General features: G+C 58.6%; 20 protein-coding genes. 8 read left to right on the top strand and 12 right to left on the bottom strand.

Translation table 11 applies throughout. The annotated features are described in order from the left end of the window. Positions 1–145 precede the first annotated feature (145 nt). The 6 genes from msrQ to RYA97_RS18080 all read right to left on the bottom strand — a co-directional run bounded on the left by msrQ (position 146) and on the right by RYA97_RS18080 (position 6,133). Positions 146–778: a protein-methionine-sulfoxide reductase heme-binding subunit MsrQ gene (msrQ, locus tag RYA97_RS18105; protein WP_004658606.1), complete on the bottom strand. Its 633-nt coding sequence runs from the start codon at positions 776–778 to the stop codon at positions 146–148. Continuing rightward, positions 778–1,791: a protein-methionine-sulfoxide reductase catalytic subunit MsrP gene (gene msrP / locus RYA97_RS18100; RefSeq protein ID WP_004667380.1), complete on the bottom strand. Its 1,014-nt coding sequence runs from the start codon at positions 1,789–1,791 to the stop codon at positions 778–780. Before msrP ends, msrQ begins: the two co-directional genes overlap by 1 nt. Before the next feature lie 69 nt (positions 1,792–1,860). Then, the gene (pssA, locus tag RYA97_RS18095; protein WP_002552077.1) at positions 1,861–2,706 is read right to left on the bottom strand and encodes a CDP-diacylglycerol--serine O-phosphatidyltransferase; all 846 of its coding nucleotides are present in this window, start codon (positions 2,704–2,706) and stop codon (positions 1,861–1,863) included. A gap of 144 nt (positions 2,707–2,850) precedes the next feature. Continuing rightward, complete coding sequence (ilvC, locus tag RYA97_RS18090; RefSeq protein ID WP_002552076.1) at positions 2,851–3,867, bottom strand: ketol-acid reductoisomerase; 1,017 nt, start codon at positions 3,865–3,867, stop codon at positions 2,851–2,853. Positions 3,868–3,914: 47 nt separating this feature from the next. Then, positions 3,915–4,406: an acetolactate synthase small subunit gene (ilvN, locus tag RYA97_RS18085; RefSeq protein ID WP_002552075.1), complete on the bottom strand. Its 492-nt coding sequence runs from the start codon at positions 4,404–4,406 to the stop codon at positions 3,915–3,917. 2 nt (positions 4,407–4,408) lie between these two features. After that, entirely contained in the window at positions 4,409–6,133 is a 1,725-nt protein-coding gene (locus tag RYA97_RS18080) for an acetolactate synthase 3 large subunit (protein ID WP_002552074.1), read from the bottom strand. A gap of 397 nt (positions 6,134–6,530) precedes the next feature. Between RYA97_RS18080 and RYA97_RS18075 the strand changes: the two genes are divergently transcribed. Next, positions 6,531–6,947, top strand: coding sequence for a DUF4124 domain-containing protein (locus tag RYA97_RS18075; protein ID WP_005745528.1), 417 nt, complete (start codon positions 6,531–6,533; stop codon positions 6,945–6,947). A 9-nt stretch (positions 6,948–6,956) separates the two neighbouring features. Here the strand turns inward: RYA97_RS18075 and RYA97_RS18070 are convergent, their stop codons facing one another. From RYA97_RS18070 to mrcB, 3 genes are read right to left on the bottom strand one after another with little or no spacing between them, the layout of a single operon-like run. Then, a complete protein-coding gene (locus RYA97_RS18070; protein ID WP_002552072.1) occupies positions 6,957–7,286 on the bottom strand; it encodes a YqcC family protein in 330 nt (109 codons plus the stop codon). Further along, entirely contained in the window at positions 7,286–8,026 is a 741-nt protein-coding gene (locus RYA97_RS18065) for a tetratricopeptide repeat protein (RefSeq protein ID WP_044293652.1), read from the bottom strand. The genes RYA97_RS18070 and RYA97_RS18065 overlap by 1 nt, the downstream gene beginning before the upstream one ends. 17 nt (positions 8,027–8,043) lie before the next feature. Further along, on the bottom strand, positions 8,044–10,365 hold the full coding sequence (mrcB, locus tag RYA97_RS18060) for a penicillin-binding protein 1B (protein WP_002552070.1): 2,322 nt from the start codon (positions 10,363–10,365) through the stop codon (positions 8,044–8,046). Positions 10,366–10,495: 130 nt separating this feature from the next. On the opposite strand from mrcB, the gene RYA97_RS18055 reads away from it, so the two are divergent. Both RYA97_RS18055 and RYA97_RS18050 read left to right on the top strand, forming a co-directional pair. Further along, entirely contained in the window at positions 10,496–12,034 is a 1,539-nt protein-coding gene (locus RYA97_RS18055; RefSeq protein ID WP_016981155.1) for a bifunctional aminoglycoside phosphotransferase/ATP-binding protein, read from the top strand. A 101-nt stretch (positions 12,035–12,135) separates the two neighbouring features. Beyond that, positions 12,136–12,480 (top strand): pentapeptide repeat-containing protein, encoded by a 345-nt coding sequence (locus RYA97_RS18050; RefSeq protein ID WP_002552068.1) that lies wholly within the window; start codon positions 12,136–12,138, stop codon positions 12,478–12,480. A gap of 352 nt (positions 12,481–12,832) precedes the next feature. Here the strand turns inward: RYA97_RS18050 and deoC are convergent, their stop codons facing one another. Beyond that, positions 12,833–13,612: a deoxyribose-phosphate aldolase gene (gene deoC / locus RYA97_RS18045; protein ID WP_117140386.1), complete on the bottom strand. Its 780-nt coding sequence runs from the start codon at positions 13,610–13,612 to the stop codon at positions 12,833–12,835. A 214-nt stretch (positions 13,613–13,826) separates the two neighbouring features. Between deoC and RYA97_RS18040 the strand changes: the two genes are divergently transcribed. Continuing rightward, the gene (locus RYA97_RS18040) at positions 13,827–14,165 is read left to right on the top strand and encodes a Rieske (2Fe-2S) protein (RefSeq protein WP_080164419.1); all 339 of its coding nucleotides are present in this window, start codon (positions 13,827–13,829) and stop codon (positions 14,163–14,165) included. A gap of 20 nt (positions 14,166–14,185) precedes the next feature. Here the strand turns inward: RYA97_RS18040 and sfsA are convergent, their stop codons facing one another. Further along, entirely contained in the window at positions 14,186–14,899 is a 714-nt protein-coding gene (sfsA, locus tag RYA97_RS18035; RefSeq protein WP_005745522.1) for a DNA/RNA nuclease SfsA, read from the bottom strand. Next, positions 14,899–16,071 (bottom strand): pyridoxal phosphate-dependent aminotransferase, encoded by a 1,173-nt coding sequence (locus RYA97_RS18030; protein ID WP_117140387.1) that lies wholly within the window; start codon positions 16,069–16,071, stop codon positions 14,899–14,901. The genes sfsA and RYA97_RS18030 overlap by 1 nt, the downstream gene beginning before the upstream one ends. 350 nt (positions 16,072–16,421) lie before the next feature. Between RYA97_RS18030 and dksA the strand changes: the two genes are divergently transcribed. The 4 genes from dksA to RYA97_RS18010 all read left to right on the top strand — a co-directional run bounded on the left by dksA (position 16,422) and on the right by RYA97_RS18010 (position 21,731). After that, positions 16,422–16,862 (top strand): RNA polymerase-binding protein DksA, encoded by a 441-nt coding sequence (gene dksA / locus RYA97_RS18025; RefSeq protein WP_002552063.1) that lies wholly within the window; start codon positions 16,422–16,424, stop codon positions 16,860–16,862. 768 nt (positions 16,863–17,630) lie between these two features. Next, positions 17,631–18,518: a tRNA glutamyl-Q(34) synthetase GluQRS gene (gene gluQRS / locus RYA97_RS18020; protein ID WP_002552061.1), complete on the top strand. Its 888-nt coding sequence runs from the start codon at positions 17,631–17,633 to the stop codon at positions 18,516–18,518. A gap of 98 nt (positions 18,519–18,616) precedes the next feature. Next, positions 18,617–18,793, top strand: coding sequence for a hypothetical protein (locus tag RYA97_RS18015; RefSeq protein WP_002552060.1), 177 nt, complete (start codon positions 18,617–18,619; stop codon positions 18,791–18,793). Continuing rightward, on the top strand, positions 18,777–21,731 hold the full coding sequence (locus tag RYA97_RS18010) for a sensor histidine kinase (RefSeq protein ID WP_005732364.1): 2,955 nt from the start codon (positions 18,777–18,779) through the stop codon (positions 21,729–21,731). The genes RYA97_RS18015 and RYA97_RS18010 overlap by 17 nt, the downstream gene beginning before the upstream one ends.

The raw sequence follows: 21,731 nt of genomic DNA, 5'->3' as shown, positions 1-21,731 counted from the left end.
TCTCACCGCTGTCGATCACTGCAGACTCGACCTTTTTCCTCGCTGACTCTTCACTCCAAATCCCTGTAAACTATTGATCTGCAAGGCTTTTTCGTTTCTGTCTGCGCCGGAAGTGCGGCGAATTATAGACAGATCACAGAGGGCGTCAACCGTTATTTTGAACTTTCTTCGATCCTGTCCCGGCGGAACCTCCAAGACGCGGGATTCGCCTTGTAATCATTGGAATCCGCAGCAGCAACAGGAACGCGCCTATCCCCGCATACAGCGCCCATTCCTTAAGGTCAGCCCTGACAATCCAGAACATGTGCAGCAAGCCCAGCCCCAGAATCACATATATAAGCCGGTGTAGCTTCTTCCAGCGCGCTCCGAGTCGACGCTGACTATAGCGATTGGACGTCACAGCCAAAGCCAGCAGCCCGAGAAACGCCAACGCCCCCACGATGATATAGGGACGCTTGACCAGCTCCACGCCTAACTGGCCTAAATCCAGCCCGAGGATGAACAGCGCATACATCGTCATGTGCAGCACTACATAAGCAAAACACCACAACCCCAGTTGACGACGGACAACGATCCATCCCGGCCAGCCGGTCAGGCGCTGCAAAGGCGTCATGGACATTGTGATCAGCAACATCACCAGAGTCGCTAGCCCGAAATCTTCTACCAGAACCTTGCCCGGATCAGGCCCCAAGGCAAAGATCCATGCCTGATAGAGCCACCAGACCGGCGCAACGCACGCGGCGAGAAATACAGCCAGACGCCAGAACGGGTATCGCATCAATAGTCCTTCCGCAAATCCATACCGGCATACAAGGCACCCACCTCCTCCTCATAACCGTTGAACATTTTCGTGTCGCGCAGATTCGGACTGAACAGGCCGCTCGGCAAGCGACGCTCTCGGGCCTGAGTCCAACGAGGGTGATCCACCGTCGGGTTAACGTTGGCATAGAAGCCGTACTCATTTGCCGCAATGCTTTGCCATGTGGTCTTCGGTTGCTCACTGACCAGACTGATACGCACAATTGACTTCACACTCTTGAAGCCATACTTCCAAGGCACCACCAAACGCAGCGGCGCGCCGTTCTGATTAGGCAACTCACGCCCATACATGCCCACCGCAAGAATCGCCAATGGATTCATCGCCTCATCCAACCGCAGTCCTTCTACATACGGCCAGTCGATGAGGGCAAAGTCAGAGCGTTGCCCAGGCATGGACTTTGGGTCTTCAAGCGTTTCGAAGCGAATGTATTTGGCCTTCGAGGTCGGCTCTACCTGCTTAAGCAGTGCAGAGATAGGAAAGCCCATCCAGGGAATGACCATCGACCAGGCTTCGACGCAGCGCAGCCTATAGATCCGCTCCTCCAGCTGATAAGGCTTCATGAAGTCTTCCAGCGCATAGCGGCCCGGCTTGCCGACTTCGCCATCGATCACGACACTCCACGGCTCGGTCTGCAAGGAACCGGCATTCTTTGCCGGATCGCCCTTGTCGGTACCAAACTCGTAGAAGTTGTTGTAGTGGGTCGCGTCCTTGAACGGCGTGATCGCCTCATCCTTGACGTTGACCGCCTGCCATTTTGTAGAAGGCAGCTTGTCGGCAAACCAGCCCGGCGCTTTCCCGGGCTCTACATCCGCATAGCGCGAAGCGTCTGCAGCGCTTGCCCAGCGTGGCAGTGCCGTGACGGCCAGACCCGCAAGCGAGCCGCCGAGCAACGTACGTCGCGAGAGATAGATGGATTCAGGCGTGACGTCCGACTCTTTGGAGTCGGACGAAGAAGGAAGCTTGATTAGCATGATGACTCCGCAGGCCAGGGAACTGATGCACCAATAGACTACGGAGTATGGTGGAAATTAGATCATTGACTAGGCCTTGCGGCGACGCAATAGGTACTGAATCGGTCCAGACAGGGCATAGGCGAGGAATATCAGCAGCAGAATACGTGGCGGATCGCTGAATACCACGGCAAACACCAGCACCACGGCCAGAATCGCAACAAAAGGTACACGCCCTTTCAGGTCCAGCTCCTTGAAGCTGTTGTACTTGATGTTGCTGACCATCAGCATGCCTGCCGCCGCAACCAGCAAGGCCACCAGGAACGACAGCTTCGAACCCTGAATCCCGAAATCACTGAACGCCCAGACCGTGCCGGCCACAACACCTGCAGCAGCCGGGCTAGCCAAACCGATGAAGTAACGTTTGTCAGCCTTGCCGACCTGAGTGTTGAAGCGCGCCAGACGCAATGCCGCGCCCGCCACATAGATGAAGGCGACCATCCAGCCCACCTTGCCCATGTCACCCAATGCCCAACCGAATGCCAGCAGCGCGGGTGCCACACCAAAGGCGACCATGTCGGACAGGGAATCGTATTCGGCACCAAACGCGCTCTGGGTATTGGTCATGCGCGCAACGCGACCATCCAGCCCGTCGAGAACCATGGCGACGAAGATCGCAATGGCAGCGAACGCGAAATACTTGCTCGCGCCGGCGGTATCACCCGCACTCATCGCGCTTTGTGCGCTCATGGAACTGATGATGGAGTAAAAGCCAGCGAACAGGTTCGCAGTGGTAAACAGGTTGGGCAGCAGATAGATACCGCGATGCCGGACCTGCCGGCCTTCGGCGTCATGCCCTTCTTCCACATGTTCATCGATAGGTAGCAGACTTTCAGCGTCGGAGGCCTTGTTGGGCTCCTCGGGACGTTCGCTCATGGAGATTACCTTGCAGCGGTATGAAAAGGTTCGACAGAGGTCTGCCGCGAGGGTTCGGCGGCAAACGATGCAGCTTTATACCAGAGCCTGACCCATAACGAAAAAACGCGACCGATTGGCCGCGTTTTTTTGCGAAGCTAAAGCTTAGTTCTTGTCTTTGTCGACGATTTTGTTCGCAGCGATCCAAGGCATCATCGAGCGCAGTTTCTCGCCGATGATTTCGATGCCGTGGGCAGCGTTGTTACGACGCTTGGCGGTCATCGATGGGTAGCCGGTAGCGCCTTCGCTGATGAACATCTTCGCGTATTCACCATCCTGGATGCGCTTCAGAGCGTTGCGCATGGCCTGGCGGGATTCAGCGTTGATGACTTCAGGGCCGGTCACGTACTCGCCGTATTCGGCGTTGTTGGAGATCGAGTAGTTCATGTTGGCGATACCGCCTTCGTACATGAGATCAACGATCAGCTTCAGTTCGTGCAGGCACTCGAAGTAGGCCATTTCCGGCGCGTAGCCAGCTTCAACCAGCGTTTCGAAACCAGCTTTTACCAGCTCGACAGTACCGCCGCACAGAACAGCCTGCTCGCCGAACAGGTCGGTTTCAGTCTCGTCCTTGAAGGTGGTTTCGATGATGCCGGTACGGCCGCCGCCAACGCCCGAAGCGTAGGACAGGGCAACGTTCTTGGCGTTGCCGGAAGCATCCTGATAAACCGCGATCAGGTCAGGAATACCGCCGCCCTTGACGAACTCGGTACGTACGGTGTGGCCTGGAGCTTTTGGCGCGATCATGATCACGTCGAGGTCAGCGCGCGGTACAACCTGGTTGTAGTGAATCGCGAAGCCGTGGGAGAACGCCAGTGTTGCGCCCTTTTTCAGGTTCGGCTCGACTTCGTTCTTGTACAGCTGGGACTGAAACTCGTCCGGGGTCAGGATCATGACCAGGTCGGCAGCAGCAACGGCAGAAGCAACATCAGTCACTTTCAGGCCATGAGCCTCGGCCTTGGCGACAGTAGCCGAACCTTTACGCAGGCCAACAGTGACATCAACGCCGGAGTCTTTCAGGTTGCACGCTTGAGCGTGGCCTTGCGAACCGTAACCGATGATGGCGACTTTCTTGCCCTGGATGATCGAAAGGTCACAGTCTTTGTCGTAGAAAACTTTCATGGAAATCCCCTGTTATCTTGGCCGTTCAGGCCATTTGCTTAATTGATTTAAATGCTCAGCACTTTGTCGCCACGGGCAATGCCCGTTACGCCGCTGCGTACTGTTTCCAGGATAGCGGCGGTGCCGATGGCCTGAATGAAGCTGTCCAGTTTGTCGCTCGTGCCACTCAGCTGCACGGTATAAACGCTGGCGGTCACGTCGACGATCTGCCCGCGGAAAATATCCGTGGTGCGCTTGATCTCGGCACGCTGCGCGCCAGTGGCCTTGACCTTGACCAACATCAGTTCGCGCTCGATGTGAGCGCTTTCCGACAGGTCGACCAGCTTGACCACTTCGATAAGTTTGTTGAGGTTCTTGGTGATCTGCTCGATCACCTCATCATGGCCTACGGTGGTGAGCGTCAGACGCGACAGGGTCGGGTCTTCGGTCGGCGCAACCGTCAGGCTTTCGATGTTGTAGTTGCGCTGGGAGAACAGACCGACGACGCGAGACAATGCACCCGGTTCGTTTTCCAGCAGCAGGGAAATGATATGGCGCATGATTATGTCCGCTCCGTCTTGCTCAACCACATATCGCGCATGGAGCCGTCCTTGATCTGCATCGGGTAGACGTGCTCGGTCACATCGACCTGAATATCCATGAACACCAGACGATCAGTCATGGCAAAAGCTTCTTCCATCTTCGGCTTCAAGTCCTTCAGGTCAGTGATACGCATGCCGACGTGGCCATAGGCTTCGACCAGCTTGACGAAATCAGGCAGCGATTCCATGTAGGAATGCGAGTGACGCGAGCCATAGCTCATGTCTTGCCACTGACGGACCATGCCCAGAACACCGTTATTGAGCAGGATGATCTTCACCGGCAAGCCGTATTGCAGGCAGGTCGACAGTTCCTGAATGTTCATCTGGATACTGCCTTCACCGGTCACACAGGCAACGTGCGCATCCGGAAAGCTCAGCTTTACGCCCATCGCAGCCGGGAAGCCAAAGCCCATCGTGCCCAGACCGCCCGAGTTGATCCAGCGGTTCGGCTTGTTGAAACGGTAGTACTGCGCAGCGAACATCTGGTGCTGGCCAACGTCCGAGGTGACGTAAGCGTCGCCCTTGGTGACTTCGCACAGCGTTTCGATAACGGCTTGCGGCTTGATGACCGTGCCATCGCCACGGTTGTACGGGAACAGATCACCCGCACCGCGCCACTCGTCAATCTGCTTCCACCACGCGGCAACGGATGCCTTGTCAGGTGTCTCGCCGATCTCTTTCAAAGTGGCGACCATTTCGGTAAGCACGCTTTCGACAGGACCGACGATAGGCACGTCGGCCTTGATGGTCTTGGAGATCGAAGCCGGGTCGATGTCGATGTGGATGATTTTTGCGTTCGGACAGAACTTGCTCGCGCCATTGATGACACGATCATCAAAGCGCGCGCCGACTGCCAGGATCACATCGGTGTGGTGCATCGCGAGGTTGGCGGTGTAGCTGCCGTGCATCCCGAGCATGCCGACGAACTGACGATCCGTGCCCGGATAGCAGCCAAGCCCCATCAGGGTATTGGTGACCGGAGCATTGAGCAGTTGCGCCAGTTCGGTCAGTTGCGCCGAAGCATTGCCCATGATCACGCCGCCACCGGCGTAGACGATAGGACGCTTGGCCGCCAGCAGCATCTCGACGGCTTTGCGGATCTGGCCGGAATGGCCACGGACCGCTGGGCTGTAGGAGCGCAGCTTGGCTTTTTTCGGAAAGACGTATTCGAATTTCTCGGCCGGGTTGGTCATGTCTTTCGGAATGTCGACCACTACAGGGCCCGGACGACCGGACTGCGCCAGGTAGAAAGCCTTTTTCAGGACTTCCGGGATTTCCGACGGGTGCTTGATCATGAAGCTGTGCTTCACGATCGGCCGGGAGATACCGATCATGTCGGTCTCCTGGAAGGCATCGGTACCCACCAGCGTGCTCGCTACCTGACCAGACAGAACCACCATCGGAATGGAGTCCATGTACGCCGTGGCGATACCGGTAATGGCATTGGTTGCACCTGGGCCGGACGTCACCAGCACCACGCCCGCCTTGCCGGTAGCCCGCGCATAGCCGTCGGCCATGTGCGTGGCAGCCTGCTCGTGGCGAACAAGGATATGGCTTACCGCCGGTTCTTTGAACAGGGCATCGTAGACATGCAGGAGAGCACCACCCGGGTACCCATAGATATGCTCAACGCCTTCGTCACGCAAAAAGCGGACGACCATTTCAGCGCCAGATAAAAGCTCCACGTTGTTCACCTCTAAAACGCCAGAATACCGCCCACTCCGGGACGGGTCTTAATAGGTTTACTGCCAGCAGAGCATGAGCGACGGTGGTCGCCGACTACGTCAGCACTGACTGAGCAAGTATTGGGAGGTCCCTGAGTGTTGCGGAACATTCCCACCCAGCGCGAGGTAACGCGTTGCGGGTGTTACAGGTCGGCGCGGGTGTGCGCCTCATGATCTACTGAGAGGGTCTGCTTCTGGCAGTCCTTCTACAGCGAACTTTGGATTGTTGTGATTCCCCCCCTTCAAGTCAAGTGATCCGTGCGCTTTCTTGACAGAGGACCGGCGAAATCGCACCGTTTCGGACTGAAATGCACCGTTATGGTAGTTTTCTGTGTGCACAGACTCTCAAGGACACGACATGCATTGGATGATTCTCGCCGCCGCACTGGCCCTCAGCACAACCAGCCAGGCCGCCTCAATCTATAAGTGGGTCGACGCTCAGGGCGTGACGCATTTTGATGCTCAACCCCCCACCGGCCAGCAGGTGCAGGAAATCAATGTGCAGACGCCGCCGCCTGCCTCTGCGCCCAGCACTCCTGCGGACGACGGAGCTGCACAGCAACGCGCTATTGACCAGAAAGTCAAAAGTCAGGTGAAGGCTCAGGAAGCGAAACGCGCGGAGAATTGCGAAACCCTGCGCACCAATCTCGCGCAGTTGCAGAACAATCCGCGAGTGCGCGAGCAGGTCGGAGGAGAGTCGAGGCGTCTCACGGATGAAAACCGCAAGACGCGTATCGAAGAAACCGAGAAAGCCATCAGCGAATTCTGTCGCTAGAGGATTGGCTCAGCGAGCGGCCGTAATCAACTGGTCGAACCGTGCCAGATGCTGCTGCAGCAGCCGGGTTTCACTCAGGCGCCCGGCATAGACCATCTCGGCCATCTCCAGAATGCCGGACGCATTGGGCAGCGGCAGGTCACGCTCGAGGATGACTTTCATGCGCGGCAGGAAGATCCATTGCAGCCACTGCGCGAACTCGAGCGTATCGACGCTGAACGGTTCCTGACTGGCAAGCGCCTGCTCGCTGGGCGGCGTCGTATCCCACCAGCCCAGCGCGCGCAACTCGCGCTCTATCAACAGCAACTGCTCGGCCACCTCAGGCAAACGTACGTCCATCAGCGAGCCTTTTGGCGAGCCAGCGCAGCACCGGCCGCGTCACCCTGCTTTTCGCGAGACTGGGCGATCAGACCCCAAAGGCTGGCCTGAAGGCTGGTACGCCCGTTGGCGTAGGTCAGACCGCGACGAGCCAGTTGCTCTGCCTGAGCTGCATCGCCCTGAGCCAGACGCACCTGAGCCAGACGATAAAGCACCTGAGGCTCACGCGGGGCGACACGCTGCGCGCGCTCCAGGCTTGAGGATGCGCCGTTGAGGTCGCCACTGCTCTGCTGTTGCTGTGCCGTGGTCAGCAACGCCAATACCGGCCCGTCAAGCTGCTCGTCCTCTGACAGACCGCCGCCACTGGACGGAATCCCGGTCGGTGCAGAGGCCGCCGGCATGCTGTAACTGTTGTTCGCCGGAGCCGGGCTGATCGGGGCCTGATTGACCGGAGCGGCATCGACAGGCGGCGTGTTGACACTGAACGGAGCCTGACTGGTCGGCGCAGAGAAGCTCTGCCCTGCATCGGAACCACCCGCGCCAGGCACCATCACCACGACACCCGAATCCTGCGGCACGGCTTGCGGCTGCTGGACTGGAGCGGTGTTGGTTCGGTAAGTGCCGTTACGCGACGCTGCCGCGCGCTCGCCGTTGGACACCTTGGAGCTCGAATCCACGACCGGAATCGAGCCGCGTTCCACACTGGCGCAGCCGTTCAGCAAGGCCAGTGCCGTTAAAGCTGGAATCCACCATTTATTCACTTCAAAACCTCGATTGCCTAGTTCAACCAACCCTTGACCCAGTCCATCACCTCAGTGGCAGGTGCCGGAGCGCCGCCGCATGTCGCGCCGGGCTGGGGCTCACTGCCGCGAATATACGGCATCTGCACTGCATTCGGGCAGCTTGAGTCAGAACCCTGGCCTGTCTGCGCATCGACCCATGCCTGAACGACGTTATCCGGCATCGCCATGTCCAGCGGCAGCGGATTGGCCTTGCGCATAAAGCTGGTCCAGACCTGCAAGGCACCAGTGGCGCCAGTAAACGGTGTCTTGCCGTTATCATCACGGCCCATCCACACTACGGCCAGCAGATCCTGACTGAAACCGGCGAACCAGCTGTCGCGCGAGTCATTACTGGTGCCGGTCTTGCCCGCCAGATTCAGCGAGCTCGGCAACACGTTGTAAACAGATTTGCCAGTCCCTTCGCGCATGACCCGCTGCATCGCATTCTGTACCAGGTAAATGGCACCCGGATCGAAACGCTGCTCGATCTTGAACGGATAACGCTTGAGCGGTTCACCTTCGGCGGTCAGCACACTGCGAATACCACGCATCGGCGTATTGAACCCGCCGCTGGCGATGGTCTGGTACATAGTGGCGACTTCCATCGGACTCAAGCCGCCCGCACCCAGCAGCATCGACGGATAAGCAGGCCACTCACGCGTTACACCCAGCTTGGCCAGTGTCTTGAAGACAGTTGGAATACCCAGCTCAAGGCCCAGCTTGGCAGTCGACAGGTTGTAGGAATGCGCCAGCCCTTGATACAGAAAGATGTTGCCATGCGACTTGTGATCGTAGTTCTGCGGTTTCCAGATCTGGCCATCAGCGCCCTTGACCTGAAACAGTTCGTCGGCAATCCAGCTGGTCAGCGTGTACTGGCTCGGACGTTCCAGTGCGGTCAGGTAAATAGCCGGCTTGACCAGCGAGCCTATCGGACGCACTGCATCGATCGCCCGGTTGAAACCCGAGAACCCGGCCTCGCGACCGCCAATCAGCGCCTGCACCTCACCGGTCTCCGGGTTGGTGACGACCATACCCGCCTCTACTTCATCAACACCCTTGCGCCCGGCGAGCTTTTTGAACGTGTCGTCCATAGCGGCCTGGGACTTCATCTGCAGGATCGGATCAAAGCTGGTAAAGATCCGCAGCCCTTCTTCGGTCAAGTCTTCATCGCGATAGTCTTCGCGTAACTGGCGCTTGACCAGATCCAGAAAAGCCGGGAATGAGCTGTCGGCGAGCGTGCCGGTCTTGGTCACACCCAGTGGCAATTTCTTCGCGGCGGCCACCACTTCGGGGGTTGCCACACCTTGCTGCTCAAACAGGTCAAGCACCAGATTACGACGCTCCAGAGCACGCTCGGGATTGCGGCGCGGGTTGTAGAAGGACGGCCCCTTGACCAGCCCGACCAGCATCGCCACCTGATGAATCTTCAGTTCGGAAAGCGGCTGGCTGAAGAAATACTGACTGGCCAGACCAAAACCGTGCACTGCACGTTGACCGTCCTGACCGACAAACACTTCATTGAGGTAAGCCTCGAGGATTTCCTGCTTGCTGTAATGGATCTCCAGCAAGACCGCCATCATGGCCTCGGTTAGCTTGCGGGTCAGGCTGCGCTCGTTGGTCAGGTAGAAGTTCTTGACCAACTGCTGGGTCAGCGTACTGCCGCCCTGGCGCATCTGCCCTTGCGAAGTATTCACCCAGATAGCCCGGGCAATGGACTTGGGCGACACGCCGAAGTGGTGATAGAAATCGCGGTCCTCGACCGCCACCAGCCCGTCGAGCAGATACGGCGGTGCCTGATCAAGCTTGATCAGGATCCGGTCTTCGAGGTTCTTCGGGTAAAGCCCGCCGATCAGCAAGGGCTCCAGCCGCGCCACGGCAAGCTTGGCACCATTGCCCGACGACAGGTCGGCGACGTAATCACCGGAAAAGCGCACGCGCACCTGCTGCGCCGCATCAGTGCCTTCGTAGAACTGGAAACCCCGCGTGTTGAGGTCGACGGTATTGCCATTCACCGCCGCAGCGCCAGGACCATTCGCGACGCTTTCGCGGCGATAACCCAAGGCGTCGAGTTCGATGAGAAAATCATCGCGGCTCAGCTTCTGTCCGACGAACAGCTCCAGCGGTCGTGCATAGACCTTGGCCGGAATGGTCCAGCGCTTGCCGGAGAACTTCTCCTGAACGATTGCATCGAGGTAAATGGCCAGGCCGCCCAGCAGAACCAGGCCGACAATACCGAGCTTCAACGCCCAGCCCAGCCACTTGTTCAGGCTGCGAGGAGGTTGCTTTTTAGGAGAACGAGAGGTGCGGGATCGAGTCATGGGCGCGGATTATACGCACTTTAGCAAGGATCGACAGACGCCCGAGTCAGCGGTTTGCAGCCTCGCGCCAAGCGGCCATAATGGCGGCATCGCGTACTTACATTTTGAACACATTCCTGAAGGATCGCCCGTGAGCAAGTCTTTGATCGCTGCCCTGCAGAACCCTGCTCTTTTCCCACATCAGGTGGAGAATTTCCAGCTCATCGAAACGCACATTTCGTGGGTTCTGCTGACTGGCCCGTATGCCTACAAATTCAAGAAGCCGATGAACTTCGGTTTTCTGGATTTTACTACGCTGGCTCTGCGTAAGCATTTCTGCGAAGAAGAGCTGCGCCTCAATCAGCGCCTGACCGACGACCTCTACATCGAAGTGCTGCCGATCACCGGCACAGTCGACGCGCCGCAATTGGGCGGCGACGGCGAAGTCATCGAATACGCCTTGAAGATGAAGCAGTTTTCACAGGACGGCCTGCTCAGCACCCTGCAGGCCAACGGCGAGGTGACCACTGCGCATATCGACGAACTGGCGCGCCAGATCGCAGGCTTCCACCTCAGCTCGCCGCAGGTCGGAACCGAAAGCGAACTGGGCTCGCCAGACAGCGTGATGGCCCCCGTGGTACAGAATTTTGAGCAGATTCGTCCACTGATCAGCGAAAAATCCGACCTGGCACAGCTCGATGCCCTGCAGGCGTGGGCAGAGTCTAGCTTTGCGCGGCTCAAGCCACTGCTGGCTCAGCGCAAGGCCGACGGATTCATCCGCGAATGCCACGGCGACATCCATCTGGGCAACGCGACAGTGATTGACGGCAAGGTCGTGCTGTTTGACTGCATCGAGTTCAACGAACCGTTCCGCAAGACCGACGTGTACGCCGACATCGGCTTCCTGGCAATGGACCTTGAGGACCGCGGCCTGAAATCCCTTTCCCGGCGCCTGATCAGCCAGTACCTGGAAGTCACCGGCGACTACGCAGGCCTGGAACTGCTGAATTTCTACAAGGCTTATCGGGCGATGGTTCGTGCCAAAGTGGCGCTGTTCAGCCAGCCATCCGATGCCGACGGTGTGCAGCGCGCAGCGACGCTTCGTCAATACCGCAACTACGCCAATCTGGCCGAAAGCTACAGCGCCATTCCCTCACCGTTCCTGACAATTACCCACGGTGTATCAGCCGTCGGCAAAAGCCATGTCGCAATGCGCCTGGTGGAATCGCTGGGCGCCATTCGCCTGCGTTCGGACATAGAGCGCAAGCGCCTATTTGCCGGGCGAGATGAAGAGATGTATGGCGCGCAAGCCAACGATGCAACCTATGCACACCTGCACGAACTTGCCGGTATAACCCTTCGCGCAGGCTTCTCGGTAGTGATCGATGCCACCTACCTCAAGCATGGGCAGCGTGATGCAGCGGCAAAAGTCGCCGAAAACACCGGCGTGCCGTTTATGATCCTCGATTGCGAAGCACCACAGGCAGTGATCGCTGGCTGGCTTGCCCAGCGTCAGGCACAGAACAATGATCCTTCCGACGCCACCCTGGAGGTCATCGAGGCCCAGCAGGCCAACCGCGAACCGCTGAGCGCAGAGGAAACGCTGCGCAGCAAGAAGGTTGCCACCCACATCAGCAGTGAGCTGGACAGCCTCATCGACAACCTGCGCCAGCGCCTGCCGGGGCTGTAAAACCGGTACATGGCCGTTGAGCGGGTAACGCTTCACGGCCTCGCAATGATGGCGATATAATGGCGTCATAATTCCAACGCAACCACATGTCCGAGGCCATCATGAGCCAGCCCAAACAGATCGACTCACCGCTTTATATGCTGCTGCGCAAAGATGATGTCGAAGGTTTCAACCAGGAAAAACCGCGGACCGGCACAATTGACATGGCCGGGGGCGACTTTCGAGGGCTGGACCTGCGGGCACTGGACACCGCCGGTATCGACTTCACCGACGCCTACTTCCGGTCTGCCGACCTTCGCGGCCTGGACCTGCGGCACACGCCGATGGAAGGTGCGAGTATCGCTCACGCACAGATTTCAGGCGTGTTCTTCCCCGCCGAGCTCTCGGCTGACGAGATTCTGATGTCGGTAAATTTCGGTACACGCCTGCGCTATCGCACCCGCTAAAACCGTAAAACCTTCGCAGCCTGCATGCGCAATGCATGTCAGGCTGGCGCTGCGTCGCTTCATTTCCGAAACTCCCCCTCTAAATATCGCGGCCATGCGCAGCCAGCCGTTATGCCGTGCAAGGCATTTTTGGCCTATGGATAGCTGTCAGGTGATGAGCATGGACAGGTTCAAAAGAACTGTTGACTTAGAAATGAGAATCGTTATGATTATCACATCCGGTCGAGAGACTGGACGGTAACTGAAAGACCTTGGTTCGGACTTTCAGATTATCTCCTCATCAGGCTAATCACGGTTTTTGACCCGGCTCTTTGCCGGGTCTTTTTTTGTCCTTCAAAAAGCTGCCCACCGCTCAAAAACCGTTGCCATACGACTCATACAGGCCAAGTCTGGCCAGCAAATCGTCCAGTAAGCTTGAGCCGCCCAACCGCACGCGCCCGGCGTTCATCCATTGCCGACCAAAACGGGCACGCGCCAGCGTCATGTAAAAACGTGCCTCGTCGAACGTCCGGATCCCTCCCGCAACCTTCAACCCCACCTGCCCGCCGAAGTCCGCGATAGACTCGAGCATCACCCGCGCAGCCTGCGGTGTAACGTGGGTGGCTGATTTGCCTGTGCTGGTCTTGATAAAGTCGGCACCCGAAACAATCGCATCGCGGCAAGCATTGAGGATCATTTGGGAATCGCGCAGATCGCCGGTTTCAAGTGTCGCGGTGAGTTTGACCCGCCCTGAACACAATGAGCTGCACGCCGATATCATCTCAAGGCCGGGCTGCCTGTCCCCACCGAGCAGTGCGCGAAAGGGGTACACGACATCTATTTCGTCCGCGCCGGACAGCAGCGCAGCGCGAACTTGCGAGGTCACTGACTGAATGTTGCTGCTGCCGTGAGGGAAATTGACTATGGCGACAACCTTGATGTCATGCGCCAGCATACGGTCCAGGGTGGTGCGCGCCAGACACACGAAACGCGGCTGCACGCAGACCGCGGCAACCTGCCCCACAGGCGTCCATGCGCGCTGACAAATGCCGACGATGCGCTGCTCCGTATCGTCGGCATTGAGGGCAAACAGCTCAAGCAGCCTTATGACCTGACGCGCCAGCCGCTCATCATCTGCTGTCATCTCTTTCATGGCGTATTCGCTCTGCAAAACATGGGCAGAACGATATACGGGCTTGAAGGCCAGAAGGCGCTAGGACCATGCTCAGAGAAAAAAGCCACAGGAAGACAGGAAAAAACTGACGCAGCCTGTAACAAGCCCCGCGTACGACAACGCGACAATCCAAAGAAGCTGTCAGACTACCCAGGTCAGGCGTCTACACAAAAAACAGGCCTGTGGAGGCTTCTTGAAATTCCTTTGCACCTCAAGTCACTTGCACGAAGCCCAAAGCAGGGGTTTCGAGCTAGGCGGACACGCATTGCTGGCAGTACGTCGTCAGGGTGAAGTGTTCATCTACAAAAACCGCTGCCCGCATCGCGGTATCGCCCTGGAATGGCAGCCGGATCAATTCCTCGACAGCAGCGCCAGCCTGATCCGGTGCGCAATGCATGGGGCGTTGTTTCTGATCGAGAATGGCGAATGCGTTGCCGGCCCCTGCGAAGGCCAATCATTGACGGCGATCCAGAGCCGTGAAGATGCTGAGGGGATCTGGGTGTCGCTGCCCATGGAGGATGACGAGGACTGACTCGCCACGCCCAGAACGCTTCAATCCAGCCAGTGCACCTGCAGTCGTCGGTCAATAACAATTTCGTCTGACGTCAGGTGCACACCGTAGGCAAGAATTTGCACACCAGCGTCAATGGCTTCGCGCAACGCAGCCGCGTAAGCCGGATCGATCTCCTTTGCGGGTCGCACGGCGTCGATACCGGTGAGGTTGACGCAATACAACAACACGGCCCGCACGCCCTCGCGCGCCAGCGTGGCCAGTTCACGCAAGTGCCGCGCACCACGCTGGGTGACCGCGTCGGGAAACGCAGCGACACTGGAATCATCGAAACCCAACGTGACACTTTTCACTTCCAGATACAGATAGCCATCAGGGTATTCAAGGCGAAAGTCCACACGACTCTTTTCCTGCCCGTAGGCCACCTCGCGCTTGAGCGTCGTAAACCCCTCGAGTTCGCTGATAACCCCGGCGCGCAAGGCCTCTTCAACCAGCGTATTGGCTCGCCCGGTGTTGATACAGGCCAGCCTGCCCTGCGGCGTCTCGCTGATTTCCCAAGTGCCCGGCAGCTTGCGCTTCGGGTCACTTGAACGGCTGAACCACACACGCCCACCGGGCATCATGCAGTTGAGCATCGAACCGGTGTTGGGGCAGTGAATGGTCAACAGCTCGCCGCTGTCGGTTTCGATATCAGCCAGAAAGCGTTTGTAACGGATCAGCAGGCGTCCCTGTTCAAGCTGCGGAGCAAAGCGCATCAGGCACCCCAGCTACGCAAACCGCGAGCAATTCGCTCGACTGCCTGCTGAAGGCGCGGCAGGCTCTGTGTATAGGCAAAGCGCACATGATGCCCAGCCTGATGGCGACCAAAGTCCAGGCCTGGCGTAAAAGCGACATGCTCGGTTTCCAGAAAATGCCGGCAGAACGCGAAGGCATCGCCGCCAAACGCCGAGATGTCGGCGTACAAATAGAATGCCCCTTCCGGCTCGACGGCAATACCGAAACCCAGTTCGCGCAGCGCAGGCAACAGGAAGTCCCGGCGACGGCCGAACTCGGCGCGCCGCTGCTCGAATATTTCAAGTGTCTGAGGCTCAAAGCAGGCAAGCGCGGCATGTTGCGCCATGCTTGGTGCGCTGATGTAGAGGTTCTGCGCCAGTTTTTCCAGATCGACCACGGCGTCTTGCGGTGCAACCAGCCAACCGAGGCGCCAGCCCGTCATGCCGAAATACTTTGAAAAACTATTAAGAACAAACGCTTCGTCATCCACCTCCAGCACACTGCTGGCCTCCACGCCGTAGGTCAGGCCGTGGTAAATCTCATCCACCACCAGGTGGCCGTTACGAGCTTTCAGCGCTTGTGACAAGGCTGCCAGTTCGTCGCGATTCAGCAGCGTGCCGGTAGGATTGGCAGGCGATGCCACCAGTGCGCCGACACTGTTCTGGTTCCAGTGAGCCGCCACCAGTTCGGGATTCAGTTGATAGCGTTCTTGCGGACCGACCGGCACCAGTTGCGCCTCGCCCTCGATCAAACGCAGGAAGTGTCGATTGCAAGGGTAGCCAGGGTCGGCCAGCAACCAATGCTTGCCCGGATCGACCAACAGGCTGCTGGCAAGCAACAACGCGCCCGAACCGCCCGGCGTGACCAGAATGCGCTGGGGATCAATATCAACGCCGTAGCGTCGGGCGTAGAATCCGGAAATCGCTTCGCGCAGTTGCGGAAGACCACGAGCGGCGGTGTAGCGAGTCTTGCCGTCTGCCAGCGCCGCCTGGCCAGCCTTGATGATGGGCTGCGCAGTCGTAAAATCGGGCTCGCCGATTTCAAGGTGAATAACGTCATGACCCGCTGCCTGCAGTTCATTGGCACGCGCCAGCAACGCCATGACATGAAAAGGTTCGATGGCGCGACTACGTGCACTGTAAGGCTGGGGCATGGATATTCCTTTATGGGTGCGGGTATTAAAAACATGATTGTCATGACGACGCGGCATGATTCTACCGAACCGACCGCACTACGGTGCTTTAACGGGCTGAAAAACCCAGTCGTCGAATGCTGAATAAAAGAAAGCTACGACGGTACGCATCGACTAGAGTTCATTTAAGTGAAGGGCAGATGTGAAATAGCCATCTCTATACGCGGACGGCGTCGTCATGCTCGACAACCGGGAGTAGCGCACTCCGATTTGATCTGGTAAGTTCGCCCGCTTGCAGCTGCAGGGCCGACGGGTGTCGGTGATGGAACAATCCTGCGCAATAGATTAGAAGAGTGAGAGGCGGTCCAGACATGCCCACCCCAGAAAAGCAACACAGCCATCTAATCGGCGGCTTTGCACCCTACCCGGAAACAAAGGGTGAGGAGTACATGAGCGAGCCCATGCGCGCGCACTTCACCAAGATCCTGAACAAGTGGAAGCAGGACTTGATGCAAGAGGTCGACCGAACGGTAGACCACATGAAGGACGAAGCAGCCAACTTTCCCGACCCGGCCGACCGTGCCAGTCAGGAAGAAGAGTTCAGCCTTGAACTTCGTGCCCGTGACCGCGAACGCAAGCTGATCAAGAAGATCGACAAGACGCTGCAACTGATCAAGGACGAAGAATACGGCTGGTGTGAATCGTGCGGCGTAGAGATCGGCATTCGCCGTCTTGAAGCGCGCCCGACTGCCGACCAGTGCGTCGACTGCAAGACACTTGCTGAAATCAAGGAAAAACAGGTCGGTAAGTGACCTGGGGCCGCCTTTGACTGAAAAAGACGCTTCGGCGTCTTTTTTTGTGCCTGTTGGAATCACGCCCCTCGTGCCAATACGCGCGTTGACTATCGTGCCGACGCTTCACTTCGGTTCGTCGTTCTGGATTTGCGTCCGATCTTGAATGTGCGATGCGGCACAAATCTGTGACGCGGAGCGTCACCCAAGGCATTCCTACGCTGGAGCGTGAGGAACGATAATCTCAACTATCGTGCGACGCTCCGTGTCGCATGCCGTTCTGGACGCTCTGCGTCACATGGCAGTTCTGTGATGTCAGGTGGGTTGGATTCTGCTCAAGTCCCCTTTTCGCCCCTCGGCGACCTACTTTGATGGGGCCAAAGTAGGCAAATCCCCTCGCTCCTGTTTCCGGCCCGACTTCGTCGGGTTCCTTCGCCCTGTCACTGATCCGGGGGTCGCCGCAACGGGCCATCCATGGCCCGGTGCGGCTAGCCTGGCGTCCTGCCAGGCTACCCCCGGATCAGCGCCAGGACTCAGCCGTCACTAACGTCGCAATTTGCGTCGCCAGTGCTATCGCGACCGAAAAGCTTTGCGTTGGCAGCGGCTGCGTGTAGGGCGTGACAGTATTAACTATCGTGCGACGCTCCGCGTCGCATGCCGTTCTGGACGCTCTGCGTCCGGTCTTGGACGAGCAACGCGGCGCAGAGTGAACATCGTCACTAGAGTCCGCGTGAAGACCAACCGCGTTTCGCTTGCCCACTCAAGCTAGCCACCCGTAACATCCCGCCCATGAAAAAACCGGCCTATATCGGGCGCTTTGCGCCGACTCCCAGTGGTTATCTGCATTTTGGCTCGCTGGTCGCAGCGCTGGCGTCCTATCTGGACGCTCGCGCAGTCGGCGGCCAGTGGCTGTTACGCATGGAAGACCTGGACCCGCCGCGCGAGGTGGCCGGCGCGCAAGCCGCGATTCTTGAAACCCTTGAGCGCTACGGCTTTGAATGGGATGGCGAGATGGCTCGGCAGAGCGAGCGCCATGATGCATACGCCGAAATACTCCAGCGCTGGTTCAATCATGGCCTGGCCTATGCCTGCACCTGCTCACGCAAACAGCTCGAGCCGTTTGAAGGCGTGTATCCCGGTTTTTGCCGCAATGCGGGACATGCGCCCGAGAATGCCGCAATCCGCATCCGGGTCCCGGAGCTTGAATATCGCTTCGAAGACCGTGTGCAGGGCACATTCAAAATGCACCTGGGACGCGAAAGCGGTGACTTCGTGATCCGCAGGCGCGACGGCCTGTATGCCTATCAGCTCGCCGTGATAATCGATGACGCCTGGCAAGGCGTGACCGATATCGTGCGCGGTGCCGACCTGCTGGACTCGACGCCCCGCCAGTTGTACTTGCAGGAACTGCTGGGCTTGCCCCAGCCACGCTACCTGCATGTGCCGCTGATCACCCAGCCGGATGGCCACAAGCTCGGCAAATCCTATCGCTCGCCACCGTTGCCGGCCGAACAGGCCACCCCTCTGCTGATTCGGGCGTTGCGGGCACTGGGGCAACCACTCGATACGCACATGACCGATGGCACCGCGCAGGAAGTGCTTGCCTGGGGAATCCGCCACTGGAACGCCGACCTGATCCCCAGACTACGCAATATTGAAGAAGCCCGGATAGACTGATCCAGAGCGGTCGCCGCAAACTGCGACGCAAGTATGCTTGCAGGTTATCCGGCATCCGTTAACATGCCGCTCCTCATCTACCAGCACAGGGAGACCAGATGTACATATACCGGTTGGTTTTGCTTCTGGTGGTAGGCATCTATCTGTTCTCTCCGGCCATCATGGACTGGTGGATCGATGCGACCGGTGCCTGGTATCGCCCCTACATGCTGTGGCTGATCCTGATCGTGGTGACTTTCATTCTGCAGAGCCAGCGAGATGCCGATGAGCTTTAGTCTGACGCAGATGCTGATGGTCAGCGCCGCCTACCTGCTGGTGCTGTTCGGTGTAGCCTGGGTCAGCGAGCATGGCCTTATTCCACGCTGGATCATCCGTCATCCGTTGACCTACACCCTGTCACTGGGCGTGTACGCCAGCGCCTGGGCGTTTTATGGCACGGTCGGCCTGGCCTATCAGTATGGCTACGGTTTTCTGTCCAGCTACCTGGGGGTTTCCGGTGCATTCCTGCTTGCGCCAGTGCTGCTCTACCCGATCCTCAGAATCACCCGCACCTATCAGCTTTCATCGCTGGCCGATTTGTTTGCCTTCCGCTTTCGCAGCACCTGGGCTGGTGCGCTGACCACCGTATTCATGCTGATCGGCGTACTGCCGTTGCTGGCCTTGCAGATTCAGGCAGTGGCCGACTCCATCGGCATTCTGACCCGCGAACCGGTGCAGGATCGGGTGGCCGTAGCGTTTTGCGCGCTGATCACCCTGTTCACTATTTTCTTTGGCTCACGGCACATCGCAACCCGTGAGAAGCACGAAGGGCTGGTATTCGCCATCGCCTTCGAATCGCTGATCAAGCTGATCGCACTGGGCGGTGTCGGGCTGTACGCCTTGTATGGCGTGTTCGACGGCCCGCAACAGCTGGAACTGTGGCTGTTGCAGAACCAGACCGCCCTCGCCTCGCTGCACACGCCGTTGCAGGAAGGCCCCTGGCGCACCCTGCTGCTGGTGTTCTTCGCCTCGGCGATTGTCATGCCGCACATGTATCACATGACCTTCACTGAAAACCTCAACCCGCGCTCGCTGGTCAGCGCCAGTTGGGGGCTGCCACTGTTTCTGCTGTTGATCAGCCTCGCTGTTCCACTGATCCTCTGGGCCGGGCTCAAACTCGGGGCCACGACCAGCCCGGAATACTTCACCCTCGGGATCGGTATCGCGGCCAACAGCAAGTCGTTGGCCCTGCTCGCCTATATCGGTGGACTGTCGGCGGCCAGCGGGCTGATCATCGTGACTACGCTGGCGCTGTCCGGCATGGCCCTCAACCATCTGGTGCTGCCGCTTTATCAGCCGCCAGCCGAGGGCAACATCTACCGCTGGCTGAAGTGGACGCGACGCGGGCTGATCGTGGCGATCATTGCCTTGGGTTACGGCTTCTATCTGCTGCTCGGTGCCCAGCAGGATCTGGCCAATCTCGGCATCGTCGCTTTCGTTGCGACGCTGCAATTCCTGCCGGGCGTACTGTCGGTGCTTTACTGGCCGACCGCCAACCGGCGAGGCTTCATCGCAGGCCTGCTGGCCGGCATTGCGGTCTGGGCAGTCAGCATGCTGCTGCCGCTGATCGGCAACCTGCAGGGCTTTTATATCCCCTGGCTGAACATGATCTACGTGCTGGACGACACCAGCTGGCACATGGCAGCTATCGCGTCTCTCGCGGCCAACGTGTTGTTGTTCACCCTGATATCCCTGTTCACCAATGCCAGCCCTGAAGAAGTCGGTGCAGCCGAGGCCTGCGCGGTCGATAACGTGCGCCGACCGCAACGCCGTGAACTGCATGCCGTGTCGCCCCAGGAATTCGCCACCCAACTGGCCAAGCCGCTGGGCGCGAAAGCCGCACAGAAGGAAGTCGAACAGGCGCTGCGCGATCTGTACCTGCCATTCGACGAGCGCCGTCCTTATGCCCTGCGCCGCCTGCGCGACAGGATCGAGGCCAACCTGTCCGGGTTGATGGGGCCAAGTGTCGCCCAGGACATGGTGGAAACCTTCCTGCCGTACAAATCGGGCAGCGAAAAATATGTCACCGAAGACATACATTTTATTGAAAGCCGTCTTGAGGACTACCACTCGCGCCTGACCGGCCTTGCTGCCGAACTCGACGCCCTGCGCCGCTACCACCGCCAGACCCTGCAGGAACTGCCGATGGGTGTGTGCTCGCTGGCCGAAGATCAGGAGATCCTGATGTGGAACAGGGCGATGGAAGAGCTGACCGGCATCGTCGCCCAGCGCGTGGTCGGTTCGCGACTGGAAACCATTGCCGAACCCTGGAAAAGCCTGCTTACCGGCTTTGCCAGCCTGCCCGATGAGCACCTGCACAAGCAGAAACTCGGTCTGGACGGCCAGACCCGCTGGCTAAACCTGCACAAGGCGGCCATCAACGAGCCTCTCGCCCCTGGCAACAGTGGCCTGGTGGTGCTGGTCGAGGACCTGACCGACACGCAGATGCTTGAAGACAAGCTGGTGCACTCAGAGCGGCTGGCCAGCATTGGTCGACTGGCAGCAGGCGTGGCGCACGAGATCGGCAACCCGATCACCGGCATTGCCTGCCTCGCGCAAAACCTGCGTGAAGAGCGTGAAGAAGACGGCGAACTGAAAGAAATCAGCAGTCAGATACTTGAACAGACCAAACGTGTGTCGCGCATTGTCCAGTCATTGATGAGCTTTGCCCACGCGGGGGCTCATCAGCACAGCGACGAGGCCGTTTGTCTGGCTGTGGTGGCTCAGGATGCTATTGGTCTGCTGGCGCTGAACCGGCGCAATTTCGAAGTACACTTCTATAACCTGTGCAACCCCGAACATTGGGCTGTCGGCGACCCGCAGCGCTTGGCACAAGTGCTGATCAACCTGCTCTCCAATGCCCGCGATGCGTCCCCGGCAGGCAGTGCGGTCAGGGTCAGAAGCGAAGTATCCGAGCACACGGTGGACCTGATCGTCGAAGACGAAGGCAGTGGGATTTCAAAGGCAATCATGGACCGATTGTTCGAGCCGTTTTTCACTACCAAGGAGCCTGGCGAAGGAACCGGACTTGGCCTCGCGCTGGTCTATTCCATCGTTGAAGAGCATTATGGACAAATCACTATCGACAGCCCGGCCGATCCCGAGCAGCAGCGTGGAACCCGTATTCGGGTGACCTTGCCACGTCATGTCGACGCGACGTCCACCGTGAACTGA

Origin of the sequence: Pseudomonas syringae group sp. 26L6 (genome assembly GCF_032587815.1) — a bacterium.
In the GTDB taxonomy this organism is placed as follows: Bacteria; Pseudomonadota; Gammaproteobacteria; order Pseudomonadales; family Pseudomonadaceae; genus Aquipseudomonas; species Aquipseudomonas amygdali.
The sequence above is the reverse complement of the archived record's forward strand: the minus strand, read 5'-3'. Positions and strand labels throughout refer to the sequence as shown.